Origin of the sequence: Ancylobacter sonchi, from assembly GCF_018390695.1 — a bacterium.
Lineage (GTDB): Bacteria > Pseudomonadota > Alphaproteobacteria > Rhizobiales > Xanthobacteraceae > Ancylobacter > Ancylobacter sonchi.
The window spans coordinates 87,982-100,911 of sequence record NZ_JAHBGF010000003.1 but is presented as its reverse complement, the minus strand read 5'-3'; the positions used below and the strand labels follow the sequence as shown (position 1 = coordinate 100,911).

Below are 12,930 nucleotides of genomic sequence, written 5' to 3'. Positions count from 1 at the left end.
TTGGGCTGTCGCCTTTCTCAGATCGGCACGCGCTGGGGGCGCTTCCAGCGCACCCAGACAGCCGCCATCAGGCGGGTCAGCGTGAAGGCGGTGAACACGGTGGTGATGATGCCGATGCCGAAGGTGATGGCGAAGCCGCGCACCGGGCCGGAACCGATATAGAACAGCACCGCCGCCGCGATGAAGGTGGTGATGTTCGAATCGAGGATGGTCGCCAGCGCGCGCGAGAAGCCGGCATCGATGGCGGAGATCGCCGAGCGGCCCGCCCTCGCCTCTTCGCGGATGCGCTCATAGATGAGCACGTTGGAATCGACCGCGATGCCGACGGTGAGCACCACGCCGGCGATGCCCGGCAAGGTGAGCGTCGCCCCCAGCATGGCGAGGACGCCGAAGATCATGCCGACGTTCACCGCCACCGCCACCACGGCGATGATGCCGAACAGGCCGTAGGTGGCGATCATGAACAGGGCGACCGCGATCGCGCCGACGACGGAGGCGATCACGCCGGAGCGGATCGAATCGGCGCCGAGGCCGGGGCCGACCGTGCGCTCCTCCACCACCTGCAGCGGCACCGGCAGCGCGCCGGCGCGCAGCAGGATGGCGAGGTCGTTGGCCTGCTGCACGGTGAAATTGCCGCTGATCTGGCCGGAGCCGCCGAGGATCGGCTCGCGGATCACCGGCGCGGAGATCACGTGGTTGTCGAGGATGATGGCGAACGGCTTGCCGACATTCTGCTGCGTCGCCTCGGCGAAGCGGCGGGCGCCGTTGGTGTTGAAGCGGAAGGTCACCACCGGCTCGCGGGTCTGCGGGTCGAAGCCCGGCTGCGCGTCGGTCAGGTCCTCGCCGGCGACCAGCACCCGGTCCTCGATGACATAGGGCTGCGGCGGGTTGTCCTGCGAGGTGAGCACCTGCGTGCCCGCCGGCGGACGGCCCTGCAGCGCCTGCTGCGGGTTCACCGAGGTGTCGACGAGGCGGAAGGTCAGCTGCGCGGTCTGGCCGAGCAGCGCCTTCAGGCGCGAGGGATCCTGCAGGCCGGGCACCTGCACCTGGATGCGGTCGGCACCCTGGCGCTGGATCGACGGCTCGGTGGTGCCGAGCTGGTCGATACGCTTGCGGATGATCTCGATGGACTGCGACACCGCCTGGATGGTGCGCGCCTGCAGGCCGGCGGACGAGGGCGCGATGCGGATGGCGTCGCCGTCCTGCGACACGTCGGTGTCGAGCTGGCCGGCGCCGGAGACCACCCCGCCGATCGGCTGGGCGAGTTCGCGCAGCTTGGTCAGCGCGGCGGCGGAATCATTGGAGTCGCGCAGCCGCACGATCACCGCGTCGCCCTGGATGGCGACGTTGCTGAAGCCGATCTTGGCATCGCGCAGCAGCCGGCGGGAATCGTCGCGCAGCTGGGTGAGCCGCATCTGGCGCACGTCGTTCTGCTGCACTTCGAGCACGATGTAGGAGCCGCCCTGCAGATCGAGGCCGAGCACGATCTTGCGGTGCAGGAAGCCGGGCAGCTTCTCATAGGCGGACGGCGACAACAGGCTGGGCACCGCCATGAGGCAGATGATCGCGGAAATGACCACGATCGCCAGCGCCTTCCATTTGGAAAAGTAGAGCATGTCGTTCTTTCCGGCCGCCCGCTTCAAGCGCGCCGCTGAAGCCCCTGCCGGTCGGGCTGGCGCGCCCGACCGCGATAAAGCGCTCCCGATCCCACCATCGGGAGCATGGTCTCACCGCGAAAGGTCTCGCGACCTGCGCGGCAGCGGCGCCTCAGGAGGCGCCGTCCTCCTTGGCCGGCTCGCCCTTGGCGCGCACTTCGGAGATCATGCCGCGCAGCTGGCGGATCTTCACGCCTTCGCCGACCTGCAGCTCGATCTCGTTGTCGTCGACCACGCGCGCCACCTTGCCGACGAGGCCGCCGGAGGTCACCACGGTGTCGCCGCGGCGGATGCCCTTCACCAGCTCCTGGTGGGCCTTAACCTTCTTCTGCTGCGGGCGCAGGATGAGGAAATACATGATCACGAAGATCAGCACGAACGGCAGCAGCGACATCAGCATGTCGGTACCGCCACCGACACCGGGCACCTGAGCATAAGCGGGCGTAATGAACATGGTGTTCCTTGTCCGTCGAAAACATGGCGGGCAACAGGCCCGGCGAAGCGGCGCGGACTATACTGACGCGCCTGCCGAATGCAAACGCCGTCAGCGCTCCGTGACGTCACGTCTGCGAAATAGCGTAACCGGCGTTACGGTTGTGCTTGTATAGCCGCGCCGGGATGGCTATGCCGGCTCCGCCAAGGAGCCTCATCATGACCCAAGTCCCGGACGATCTCGGAGCCGTTCTCGCGCGCATCGCCGATGCGCTTGACCGCCTCGCCCCGCCGGCCGCCGCTTCCATCGACCTCGCCGTGGCCGACGCCTATGTCTGGCACGCCGAGGGCCGCCGGCTGGAGCCGGTGCCGCGTGTCAGCCGCGTGGCGATGGAGCTCCTGAAGGGCATCGACCGCACCCGCGACCAGCTGGTTGACAACACCAGCCGCTTCGCCCGCAGCCTGCCGGCAAACAACGCGCTGCTGTGGGGCGCGCGCGGCATGGGCAAGAGCTCGCTGGTCAAGGCGGCTCATGCCGAGATCAACGCAGAGCTCGCCGCCGACGGGCTGCCGCCGCTCAAGCTGATCGAGATCCACCGCGAGGACATCGAGACACTGCCGGCGCTGATGAGCCTGATGCGCCCGGCGCCGTTCCGCTTCATCGTGTTCTGCGACGACCTGTCCTTCGATCACGACGACACCTCCTACAAGTCGCTGAAGGCGGTGCTGGAGGGCGGCATCGAGGGCCGGCCGGAGAACGTCATCTTCTACGCCACCTCCAACCGCCGCCACCTTCTGCCGCGCGACATGATGGAGAACGAGCGTTCCACCGCCATCAATCCCGGCGAGGCGGTGGAGGAGAAGGTCTCGCTATCGGATCGCTTCGGCCTGTGGCTCGGCTTCCACAAATGCTCGCAGGACGACTATCTGGCGATGGTGAACGGCTACGCCGCCCGGTTCAAACTGCCGGTCGACGAGGAGACGCTGCGCCGCGAGTCGCTGGAATGGTCGACCACGCGCGGCGCTCGCTCCGGCCGTACCGCCTGGCAATATGTGCAGGATCTCGCCGGCCGCCTCGGCGTGGCGCTGAACGAGGGCTGAGGCGCATAAAACAAGACCGCGCCCAGCCTTGCGGCGGGGCGCGGTTGCGAGGTTGCCGGGTTCGGAAGGACCGGCGGAAGCGAAAGGCGGGGCGCCAAAGCCTCTGAGATTCTGCGCCCCGCGAGAGGCTCAGAGCCCCGCGAGATACTGCGACGGGTCGACCGCCTGCGAGCCCCTGCGGATCTCGAAATGCACCTGCGGCGAGGTCACGTTGCCGGTCTGGCCGGCCTTGGCGATCACCTGGCCGCGCTTCACCGTGTCGCCCTTCTTCACGTCGAGCGAGCTGTTGTGGGCGTAGGCGGTGACCCAGCCGTCGGAATGCTTGACGAGGACGAGGTTGCCGTAGCCCTTCAGCTCGCTGCCGGCATAGGCCACGACGCCGTCCTCGGCGGCCTTCACCGAGGTGCCTTCCGGCACCGAGACGTTGATGCCCTCATTGGTCTGGCCGCCCGGCTTGGGGCCGTAGCCGGAGATGATGCGCCCGCGCACCGGCCAGCGGAACTGCACGCCGCTGGCGGTGCGTTCGTCCTCCACCGGCTCGGAGGGCTTCACGGCGGCTATCGTCTGCGCCTTCGTCTCGACGGGCGCGGCGACAGGCGCCGCCGCGACGGCGGCCGGCTTGGCGGCAGCGGCCGGCTTGGTGGCAACGACGGGGGTCGGCGCGGCAAGCGCCGGCGCGGCGGCGGCCGTCACCGGGGCGGTGGCTGCCGGCGCGGTCAACACCGGCTTGGCGACGGCCACCGGCGCGGGAGCGACGGCGGCGGGAGCGGGCTTGGCCGCGAGCGTCGCGGCACTGGCGCCGGGGATCACCACGCTCTGGCCGATGCGGACCTGCGAACTGGTGTCGAGGCCGTTGGCGGCGGCGATCTGCGACACCGGCACGTTGTAGCGGCGCGACAGCGAATTCAGCGTCTCGCCGGAGGCGACGACATGGGCGGCGCCGGCGGCGGCCATGGACGGCTTGGCGGCGGCCGCGGGGGCGTGCAGCACCGGGGCGGGAGCGGGAGCGGCGGCAACCGGTGCCGGCTGGCGCACCGGCGCGGCGGCCTGCGGCGCCGGGTAGCTGCCATAGAGCGGCTGCTGGGCGGGGGTGACGCTCGCCAGCTGCTGCGGCGCCCCGTAGGACGGCGCGGCGCCATAGGTCTGGGGCTGGGCCTGGGGAGCCCCGTAGCTCGGCTGGGCGCCATAGGTCTGCTGCGGCGCGCCATAGGGAGCGGCGGAAGCCACCGGCTGCGGCGCGCCGTAGGAGGGCGCGGACATCGGGGCCGACTGCACCTGGCCGGTCGGCGCCGAGGCGACCGAGCCGGTATAGGCCGGTGCCTGCTGCGCCGCGAACGGGCTCTGGTTGGGGTTCTGGAAGCGGCCGATATCCGAGCTGCACGCCGCCGCGGTCCCGCCGAGCAGGGCCACGATGGACAGCCTCACCAGGGACCGGGAACCCGGAGCCGACCAGGAATTACGCCAGGAATCACGCATCGAACACCCGCGCATCGCACCCATCACCCGCACGCCAAACACAGGTGCGATTAAAGGCTCGTATAGGTAAACATCGGCTTAAGTCCGTTCACGCCGCGACCCACGAAACGGCGAAAGCATGGCGGAATCGCTACAGAATCTCGGCTACGCCAGGTAGCAGCGGCACGAAGCGCACCCGCCCGAGTTCGCGCCGCTCCAGCCCCTCGGGGGTGGAAACGATCCGCGTCAATATCTGTGTACCGTCGGGATCGCCGAGCGGCGCCACCAGCACCCCGCCATGGTTAAGCTGGGCGAGCAGAGCGGGGGGCACCTCGCGCACCGCCGCGGTGATCATGATGCGGTCATAGGGCGAGGCGGCGAGATAGCCGTAGCGCCCGTCCTCGACCACCACGTCGACATTGGTCAGCCCCAGCGCCTTCAGCCGCGCCCGGGCCTCGGCGGCCAGCGTGCGGAAGCGCTCCAGCGTGATCACCCGCCCGGCGAGATGGGCGAGCACCGCCGCCTGGTAGCCGCTGCCGGTGCCGATCTCCAGCACCCGGTGCTGCGGGCCGGGATCTAGCGCCTCGGTCATCCGCGCCACCAGCGAGGGCTGGCTGATGCTCTGCCCGCATTCGATCGGCAGCGCCTGGTCGCTCCAGGCGAGGTGGCGGAAGGCCGGGGCGATGAACAGCTGGCGCGGCACCTGCTCCATGGCGCGCAGGATGTTGCGGTCGCGCAGGCCGCGCTGGCGCAGCGAGAGCAGCAGCGCCGCCCGTGCCGTCGCCTCCTTCTCGTCGATGTCGCCGCTGTCCGTCATGCCCGATTATAGCTCAGCCGTGGAACAGCTGCGCGAGGCGCGTCATCATCGGCTCGTCGGTCATGTCGAGCCGCAGCGGCGTCACCGAGATGCAGCCCTGGTCGAGCGCGTGCAGGTCGGAACCGTTCACCGTCTCAAACACCCGCCGCTCGAAGGCGATCCAGAAATACGGGTTGCCGCGCCCGTCGGCGCGCTCGTCGATGCGCAGCAGATCCTGATTGCGCTTGCCCTGCGCCGTCACCCGCACGCCGGCGACCTCTTCCGGCGGCCGGTTGGGGAAATTGACGTTGACGAGCAGGCCGGGCGGGATCCCCTCCGCCAGCAGCTTGCGGATCACCGCCGGCCCGTGATGCTCGGCCGCCGCATAGGAGGGGGCGTGGCGGGTCGCCAGCCCATAGGCCTGCGAGAGCGCGATAGAGGGGATGCCGAGCACCGTGCCTTCCATGGCGCCGGCCACCGTGCCGGAATAGCCGACATCCTCGGCGACGTTCTGGCCGCGATTGACGCCGGACAGCACCAGGTCGGGCTTGGCGTCCTTGAGGATGTGCTTCACCGCCATGATCACGCAGTCGGTCGGCGTGCCCTTCACCGCGTAGCGCTTCTCCTCCACCTGCCGCAGCCGCAGCGGGTCGGAGAGCGACAGCGAATGCGACACGCCGGACTGGTCGAATTCCGGCGCCACCACCCACACATCGTCGGAGAGGGCGCGGGCGATCCGCGCGCAGGCGTCGAGCCCGGGTGCGTGGATGCCGTCGTCATTGGTCACGAGGATACGCATGGCCTGTCCATTCGTCGTCACGGCGGGAAACGGGGCGGCCGACGGAATCGGCCTCCCCTCCCCGATATCACCTGACGGCAGGCTCCGCGATGACGCGGAGCGCCTGATCGGAGCCGATCAGTTCGCCGCGATGCGGGTGCGCCCGCCCATATAGGGCACCAGCGCGTCGGGGACGGTCACCGAGCCGTCCTCGTTCTGGTAGGTCTCGAGGATCGCCACCATGGCGCGCCCCACCGCCACGCCCGAGCCGTTGAGAGTGTGGACGAAACGCGGGCCCTTGCTGTCCTTCGGCCGGTAGCGGGCGTTCATCCGCCGCGCCTGGAAGTCGGAGCAGGTCGAGACCGAGGAGATTTCGCGATAGGCGTTCTGCCCGGGCAGCCACACCTCGATGTCGAAGGTGCGCGCCGAGGCGAAGCCCATGTCGCCGGTGCACAGCGTGACGACGCGATGGTGCAGGCCGAGCTTCTTCAGCACCGCCTGGGCGCAGGCGAGCATGCGCTCCTGCTCCTCCAGCGACTTCTCCGGCGCGGTGATGGCGACCATCTCGACCTTGTTGAACTGGTGCTGGCGGATCATGCCGCGCGTGTCGCGCCCCGCCGCCCCGGCCTCGGCGCGGAAGCAGTTGGTCAGCGCGGTGAAGCGCAGGGGCAGCTCGTCCTCGGCGAGGATCGACTGCGCCACCAGATTGGTCAGCGGCACCTCAGCGGTGGGGATGAGCCAGAGACTTCTTACCGACGATAATTGGCCTCGCGTCATTTCAAAATGAACGCGAACATTGTCTTCAATCACCTGTCGCACTCTAGGTATCGCCAACTCGCTTTTGCCGGCATCAATGTCTTCTTGAACTCTTTGCAAAACGGCTTGCACTTGGAGTTCAATTTCGGCGTCGACATCCTCTTTGCCTAGAAGCTGAGTTACCCCAAACTGGTCCTCACGGAACTTTGGCAACTGCGCGGTGCCGAACATCGCCTCGTCCTTGACGAGGACGGGCGGCGCCACCTCGGTATAGCCGTGCTGTTCGGTATGGGTGTCGATGAAGAACTGCCCGATGGCGCGTTCCAGCCGCGCCAGCTGGCTCTTCAGCACCACGAAGCGGGCGCCGGACAATTTGGCCGCCGCCTCGAAGTCCATCCAGCCCAGCGCCTCGCCGATCTCGAAATGCTGCTTCGGCGCGAAGGCGTAATTGCGGATCGCCGGCATGGCGAGCGCCGAGCCTTCGATCTCCGCATGCGACGGGGCATCGAACGGCACGTTGTCGTGCTCGTCCTTGCCGAACGGCACCTCGGCGAGCGGCGCGTTGGGGATGGCGGCGAGCGTGTCGTTCAGCTCGGCCTCGGCCGCCTTCACCGCCTCCTCGATCGCCGGGATCTCGGTCTTGAAGCCGTTCACCTCGGCCATCAGCGCCTCGGCGCGGGCGTTGTCGCCGGCCTTCTTGGCGGCGCCGATCTCCTTGGAGGCGGCGTTGCGGCGGGCCTGCAGCTCTTCCAGCTTCACGATGCCGGCGCGGCGGCGCTCGTCGAGCGCCAGCAGCGAGGACACCAGAGACCGCGCCTCGGGCTCCGGCGTGCCGCGCCGTACCAATGCGTCGATGAGCCCCTCAGGCTCCTCGCGGATCCACTTGATGTCGTGCATGGAAGTCTCGCTCTCGCGTCTGACGTTCGCCGGCCCGTGCCGGAACGCCCTCGACCTACTCCAATGCGGTGGAGCGCGACAAGCCTGACGCGGCGAAAACCGGCCTTACCTGACCCCAGTGGGGATCAGGCGGCGTCTTCCCGCGCCGCCTCGGCCGCCGCGCGCCGCTTCTCGACGATGCGCACCAGGAACACCGAAACTTCGTAGAGCAGCAGGGTCGGGATCGCGAGCGAGAACTGGCTCACCACGTCCGGCGGCGTCAGCACCGCGGCGGCGACGAACACACCGACGATGGCATAGCGGCGGAACTTCTTCAGCTGGTCGGAGGTCACCACGCCGATCTGCGCCAGCAGGGTGAGGATCACCGGCAGCTGGAAGCAGATGCCGAAGGCGAAGATCAGCGTCATGATCAGCGACAGATATTCGCTGACCTGCGGCAGCAGCGAGATTTCCGCCGAGCCCGGCCCCGCCGCCTGCTGCATGGAGATGAAGTAGCTCATCGCCAGCGGCATGGCCACGAAATAGACGAAGGCGGCGCCGATGAGGAAGCAGACCGGCGTGGCGATCAGATAGGGCCGGAAGGCGCCGCGCTCATGCTTGTAGAGCCCGGGCGCGACGAACATGTAGATCTGCGTCGCCACCACCGGGAAGGAGATGAACGCCGCCCCGAACATGCCGAGCTTGATCTGGGTGAACAGGAATTCCTGCGGCGCCGTGTAGATCAGCTTGACGTGCTCCACCCCGCCGGCCGCGAACTCATACGGCCAGAGCAGGATGTTGTAGATCATCTTGCCGAGCATGAAGCAGGCGAAGAAGGCGATGAAGAAGGCGATCAGCGATTTGATCAGCCGCGCCCGCAGCTCGATCAGATGCTCGATCAGCGGAGCCTTGGAGGCGTCGATATCGTCCTGGCTCATGCTTAGGCGCCCTTCGCCTTGGAGGCGTCTTCGCCGGCAGGCGGCACGGATGCGGCGGCCTGGGTCTCGGAGATCTTGGTCTCGGAAGTCTTGGTCTCGGAGGCCTTGCTGTTCGCTGTCGCCGGCGGATGGTCGAGGTCGGCCACCGCCTCGGCGATCTCGGTCTCGGCGTCAGGCGCGACAGCGGCCGGCTTGGCGTCCGGCGTCGGCGACGGGCGGTCGAGATCGGCGACCGCTTCCGAAATCTCCGGTTCCGAAACCTCCGGCACCGCCGCGACCTTGTCGGCGGGCGGCACGGCCTCACCCGTCGCGACGACCGGCGTCGGCGCCGCCTCGGCGATGGCGTCGGTGGCGCTGCGTACCTGGGTCTCGATGCTCTCGAAAGCGTTCGGCTCCAGCTCGGTCGCCTCCGGCGCCACCGGCGGCGGGGCCGTCGGGTCGGCGGGCACCGGCAGGTCCTTGCGCTCCACCGGCGTCGCGGCGTCCTTCAGCTGCTGCTCGATGTCGTGCAGCGGATTGGTGGGGATCGACGCGGCCACGCTGTCGCGCACGCTGGATATGCTGTTCTGCGTGTCGTCGGCGAAGCCGGACAGCGTCTTCTTCACATCCGCGAGATCAGCCTCGCGCAGCGCTTCCTGGAAGGTACCCTGGAACTCGCCGGCCATGCGGCGCAGCTTGCCCACCATGCGTCCGACATTGCGGATCACCCCGGGCAGTTCCTTGGGTCCGATCACGACCAGCGCCACGACGCCGATCACCAGCATTTCGGACCAGCCGATATCAAACATGAAAAATGCCGGGGCAGCACGATGGCTGCCCTCCCCGATCCGATGGTGTGCGATCCACGTGCTCTACGCCCGTGGCAGGTATGCCGATAGCCCGTAAGCCGATAACCAGCCCGCCGGCAGTTGGTCCGCCGCCGGCCTCTCCGCCTCGGAGCGCCGGTCCGTGCCGCGAAAACCGGCACGTCGGCAACCCCGTCTGCGGGCGGTTCGCGTCCCGGCGCACGGGCCGGAAAGCCGCGCCGCCGGTCAGCTGACCTTGCTGCGCTCGGCGTCGACGCCGTTCTGGTGGTCGAGCGTGCGCACGGGCTCGGCCGGCTTGGACGGCGTTTCCTCGTCGTCGGCCATGCCCTTCTTGAACGCCTTGATGCCCTTGGCGGCATCGCCCATCAGCTCGGACAGCTTGCCGCGCCCGAAGAGGAGCAGCACGACAACCAGCACGATGATCCAATGCCAGATGCTCAACGAACCCATATCAGAAACTCCCTGGACCGAAACGCCTGCTCCAAGCGGCTGGAACTCCTGGCGCGCGCTTCGCAACTGAGGCCGGACACTAGAGCATCGCGCTGTAAAGTGGGAACAGCTTTTTCGCGCAGTCCCTGCTCACGTGATGGGCATCGATGGCGTCGCGTCCCGCCGGCCGCCCTACCCTGGGTCATCTAAGGTCCGGCGGCGGCGAAAACAAGGACGTCGGCCACATCGACATGCACGCCGACCTCGTGCCCGGCGTCGAGCCCGGCCGGCCCGCGCCGCCGCACGATCAGCGGGCGGTCGATTCCCTCCACCGCGACCTCGTACATGTCAAGTTCGCCGAGGAAGCGATGCTCCAGCACCCGGCCGGCGATTCCCGAGCCCGGTGCCCGCATCTCGATGCCCTGCGGCCGGATCGCCGCCACCGCGCGGGTACCCTCGGCGAGCCCCGGCGCCGCGAAGCTTCCCAGCGGCGTCGCGATCCGCCCGCCGGCGACCCGTCCGCCCACCTCGTTGAGCTCGCAGAAGAAGCGCGCCGCCGGCAGGTCGCAGGGATGGCGGTAGAGCGCCTCCGGCGTGCCGAGCTGGACGATGCGCCCGGCCCGCATCAGCGCGATGCGGTCGCCCATCAGCATCGCCTCCTCCGGATCGTGGGTGACGATGACGCAGGTGGCGCCGGCATCGCGCACCGCCGCCAGCGTCGCATCGCGCACGCTGCCGCGCAGCCGGCTGTCGAGCCCGGAGAACGGCTCGTCCATCAGGAGGATGGCCGGCCGGGTCACCAGCGCGCGGGCGAGCGCCACGCGCTGCTGCTCGCCGCCGGACAGTGCGTGCGGATAGTCGTCGGCATAGCGGCCGAGCCGCATGCGCTCCAGCGCGCGCCGCGCCTCGGCCAGCGCCTCGGCCTTGGAGAGCGCCTTCAGCCCGAAGGCGACATTGGCGAGGTTGGTGAGATGCGGGAATAGGGCATAGTCCTGGAACACCAGGCCGATATGCCGCTTCTCCGGCGGCACGAACGCTCCCGGCCCCGCCACCACCTGCCGGTCGAGCAGGATCCGCCCGGCGCTGGGGCGCTCGATGCCGGCGATCAGCCGCAGCAAAGTGGTCTTGCCACAGCCGGAGGGACCGAGCAGGCAGACGATCTCGCCCGGCTCGATGGCGAGGTCGATGCCGGCGGCGGCCTGCGTCGCGCCATAGCTGTGCCGCACGCCTTCGAGCACCAGCCCGCTCGCCAGCGTGACCGGGGTGCGGGTGGGCACGTCGTTGGTGGCCAGATCCTTGGTGAGCACGTCGTCCATGCGTTCTGTGATCCTCATTGGCGATCGCGGGCGGCGCCGGCGGCGCTCAGCCGCCCTCCCCGCGCGCGCCGTCCTCGCCCATCCCGGCCTCGGCCGCCTCGGCGGCCTCGTCCATCGCCTCCGGCTCCGGCGAGAAGCCGAAATCCAGCTCCGGCTCCAGCGGGTCCTCGTCGTCGGTGAGCGCCGGCTCGTCGCTCGGCAACGGCACGGTCAGCCCGGCGGTGACGCGCGCATCGACGAAGCCCGCGCCCTTCAGTTCCTCCAGCCCGGGCAGGTCCTGGATCGATTCGAGCCCGAAATGCACCAGGAAGCCGATGGTGGTGCCGTAGGTCACCGGCCGGCCGGGGCTGCGCCGGCGCCCGCGCATGCGCGCCCAGCCGGATTCCAGCAGCACGTCGAGCGTGCCCTTATTGGTGGAGACGCCGCGAATCTCCTCGATCTCCGCCCGCGTCACCGGCTGGTGGTAGGCGATGATCGCCAGCGTCTCCAGCGCCGCGCGCGAGAGCCGGCGCGGCTCGGGCTTGTCGCGGGCGAGCAGGAAGCCGAGATCCGGCGCGGTGCGCAGCATCCATTTGCCGGCCACCCGCACCAAATTGACGCCGCGCCCGGCATAGTCGGCGGAGAGCTGCGCCAGCAGCGGGGCGAGCGCCACCCCCTCCGGCAGCCGCGCCGCCAGCGTCGCCTCGTCGAGCGGTTCGCCGGCGGCGAACAGCATCGCTTCGAGCAGGCGCAGATTGAGGTCGCGCGCCGGCGCGCCGGTGGCTCCGCTCACTGTGCCGGCCCCGGCTCGTGCCCGCGCCCGCGACGGCGAACATAGATCGGCGCGAAGGCCTCGCCCTGCTGCAGGTCGACCAGCCCCTCGCGCACCATCTCCAGCGTGGCGGAGAAGCTTGAGGCGAGCATGGTCGCCCGCATCTTCGGGTCGGCGAACCAGTCGAGCAGCAGGCTGTCGAGCCGCGACCACTCGCCATCCGGGTGCAGCCGGCCGATCATCCGCTCCAGCCGCTCGCGCGCCTCGGCGAGCGGGATGACGTCGCGCGGCGCGAAACGCACCTGCGACAGCGCCATCTTCTGCCGCTGCGCGCCATAGGCGGCGAGCAGGTCGTACAGCGTCGCCTCATAGGCCGGCGCCGCCCCGCCGGTCAGCGGCTCCGGCGCGCCGCGCGCGAAGACGTCGTGGCCGATGCGGTCGCGGTTGGCAAGATGCGCGGCGGCCGCGCGGATGCGCTGCAGCCGCTCCAGCCGCGCGGTGAGGTCCTGCGCGAGGTCGGCGGCGCTCGGCCCCTCTGCCCTGGGCGGCTCCGGCAGCAGCAGCCGCGATTTCAGGAAGGCCAGCCAGGCCGCCATGACGAGATAGTCGGCCGCCAGTTCCAGCCGCACCCGGCGCGCCTCCTCGACGAAGCGCAGATATTGCTCGGCGAGCTCCAGTATGGAGATCCGCGCCAGATCCACCTTCTGCGTGCGCGCCAGCGCCAGCAGGAGGTCCAGCGGCCCCTCGAACCCGTCGACATCGACGACGAGCGTACCCTCGCCCGGCATGCGGGCGTCGTCCGCCTCGAAGGCGAGAGGGCTGGGTTCCATGGCGGGCCGTC

13 protein-coding genes are annotated in these 12,930 nt (G+C 69.4%); 1 reads left to right on the top strand and 12 read right to left on the bottom strand.

From position 1 onward, the window contains the following. Positions 1-17: 17 nt before the first annotated feature. Positions 18-1,616, bottom strand: coding sequence for a protein translocase subunit SecD (secD, locus tag KHC28_RS00715; RefSeq protein WP_214006426.1), 1,599 nt, complete (start codon positions 1,614-1,616; stop codon positions 18-20). 151 nt (positions 1,617-1,767) lie between these two features. Next, entirely contained in the window at positions 1,768-2,109 is a 342-nt protein-coding gene (gene yajC, locus KHC28_RS00710) for a preprotein translocase subunit YajC (protein WP_214006425.1), read from the bottom strand. Between the two features lie 197 nt (positions 2,110-2,306). Between yajC and KHC28_RS00705 the strand changes: the two genes are divergently transcribed. Further along, positions 2,307-3,188, top strand: coding sequence for an ATP-binding protein (locus tag KHC28_RS00705; protein WP_214006424.1), 882 nt, complete (start codon positions 2,307-2,309; stop codon positions 3,186-3,188). Between the two features lie 129 nt (positions 3,189-3,317). Here the strand turns inward: KHC28_RS00705 and KHC28_RS27630 are convergent, their stop codons facing one another. The 10 genes from KHC28_RS27630 to KHC28_RS00655 all read right to left on the bottom strand — a co-directional run bounded on the left by KHC28_RS27630 (position 3,318) and on the right by KHC28_RS00655 (position 12,919). Next, the gene (locus KHC28_RS27630; RefSeq protein ID WP_312893040.1) at positions 3,318-4,613 is read right to left on the bottom strand and encodes a peptidoglycan DD-metalloendopeptidase family protein; all 1,296 of its coding nucleotides are present in this window, start codon (positions 4,611-4,613) and stop codon (positions 3,318-3,320) included. A 181-nt stretch (positions 4,614-4,794) separates the two neighbouring features. Further along, positions 4,795-5,460, bottom strand: a complete 666-nt coding sequence (locus tag KHC28_RS00695) for a protein-L-isoaspartate(D-aspartate) O-methyltransferase (protein WP_214006422.1) — start codon at positions 5,458-5,460, stop codon at positions 4,795-4,797. 13 nt (positions 5,461-5,473) lie between these two features. Next, the gene (surE, locus tag KHC28_RS00690; protein WP_214006421.1) at positions 5,474-6,238 is read right to left on the bottom strand and encodes a 5'/3'-nucleotidase SurE; all 765 of its coding nucleotides are present in this window, start codon (positions 6,236-6,238) and stop codon (positions 5,474-5,476) included. 117 nt (positions 6,239-6,355) lie between these two features. Then, positions 6,356-7,870 carry a serine--tRNA ligase gene (gene serS, locus KHC28_RS00685; protein ID WP_214006420.1) on the bottom strand — a complete coding sequence of 505 codons (1,515 nt, stop codon included), beginning with the start codon at positions 7,868-7,870 and terminating at the stop codon, positions 6,356-6,358. 125 nt (positions 7,871-7,995) lie between these two features. Continuing rightward, on the bottom strand, positions 7,996-8,787 hold the full coding sequence (gene tatC / locus KHC28_RS00680; RefSeq protein WP_214006419.1) for a twin-arginine translocase subunit TatC: 792 nt from the start codon (positions 8,785-8,787) through the stop codon (positions 7,996-7,998). A gap of 2 nt (positions 8,788-8,789) precedes the next feature. Then, positions 8,790-9,575, bottom strand: a complete 786-nt coding sequence (gene tatB / locus KHC28_RS00675; protein ID WP_214006418.1) for a Sec-independent protein translocase protein TatB — start codon at positions 9,573-9,575, stop codon at positions 8,790-8,792. A gap of 243 nt (positions 9,576-9,818) precedes the next feature. Next, complete coding sequence (locus KHC28_RS00670; protein WP_214006417.1) at positions 9,819-10,043, bottom strand: twin-arginine translocase TatA/TatE family subunit; 225 nt, start codon at positions 10,041-10,043, stop codon at positions 9,819-9,821. 185 nt (positions 10,044-10,228) lie between these two features. Then, positions 10,229-11,338, bottom strand: coding sequence for an ABC transporter ATP-binding protein (locus KHC28_RS00665; protein ID WP_214006416.1), 1,110 nt, complete (start codon positions 11,336-11,338; stop codon positions 10,229-10,231). A gap of 46 nt (positions 11,339-11,384) precedes the next feature. Next, entirely contained in the window at positions 11,385-12,110 is a 726-nt protein-coding gene (scpB, locus tag KHC28_RS00660; RefSeq protein WP_312893039.1) for an SMC-Scp complex subunit ScpB, read from the bottom strand. Next, positions 12,107-12,919 carry a segregation and condensation protein A gene (locus tag KHC28_RS00655; RefSeq protein ID WP_214006415.1) on the bottom strand — a complete coding sequence of 271 codons (813 nt, stop codon included), beginning with the start codon at positions 12,917-12,919 and terminating at the stop codon, positions 12,107-12,109. The genes scpB and KHC28_RS00655 overlap by 4 nt, the downstream gene beginning before the upstream one ends. Positions 12,920-12,930: the final 11 nt, after the last annotated feature.

What these genes read in the sequence shown, in the direction of transcription:
- secD (WP_214006426.1), bottom strand. Translation starts at nt 1,616, where the DNA reads ATGCTCTACTTTTCCAAATGGAAGGCGCTGGCGATCGTGGTCATTTCC.
- yajC (WP_214006425.1), bottom strand. Translation starts at nt 2,109, where the DNA reads ATGTTCATTACGCCCGCTTATGCTCAGGTGCCCGGTGTCGGTGGCGGT.
- KHC28_RS00705 (WP_214006424.1), top strand. Translation starts at nt 2,307, where the DNA reads ATGACCCAAGTCCCGGACGATCTCGGAGCCGTTCTCGCGCGCATCGCC.
- KHC28_RS00695 (WP_214006422.1), bottom strand. Translation starts at nt 5,460, where the DNA reads ATGACGGACAGCGGCGACATCGACGAGAAGGAGGCGACGGCACGGGCG.
- surE (WP_214006421.1), bottom strand. Translation starts at nt 6,238, where the DNA reads ATGCGTATCCTCGTGACCAATGACGACGGCATCCACGCACCCGGGCTC.
- serS (WP_214006420.1), bottom strand. Translation starts at nt 7,870, where the DNA reads ATGCACGACATCAAGTGGATCCGCGAGGAGCCTGAGGGGCTCATCGAC.
- tatC (WP_214006419.1), bottom strand. Translation starts at nt 8,787, where the DNA reads ATGAGCCAGGACGATATCGACGCCTCCAAGGCTCCGCTGATCGAGCAT.
- tatB (WP_214006418.1), bottom strand. Translation starts at nt 9,575, where the DNA reads ATGTTTGATATCGGCTGGTCCGAAATGCTGGTGATCGGCGTCGTGGCG.
- KHC28_RS00670 (WP_214006417.1), bottom strand. Translation starts at nt 10,043, where the DNA reads ATGGGTTCGTTGAGCATCTGGCATTGGATCATCGTGCTGGTTGTCGTG.
- KHC28_RS00665 (WP_214006416.1), bottom strand. Translation starts at nt 11,338, where the DNA reads ATGGACGACGTGCTCACCAAGGATCTGGCCACCAACGACGTGCCCACC.
- KHC28_RS00655 (WP_214006415.1), bottom strand. Translation starts at nt 12,919, where the DNA reads ATGGAACCCAGCCCTCTCGCCTTCGAGGCGGACGACGCCCGCATGCCG.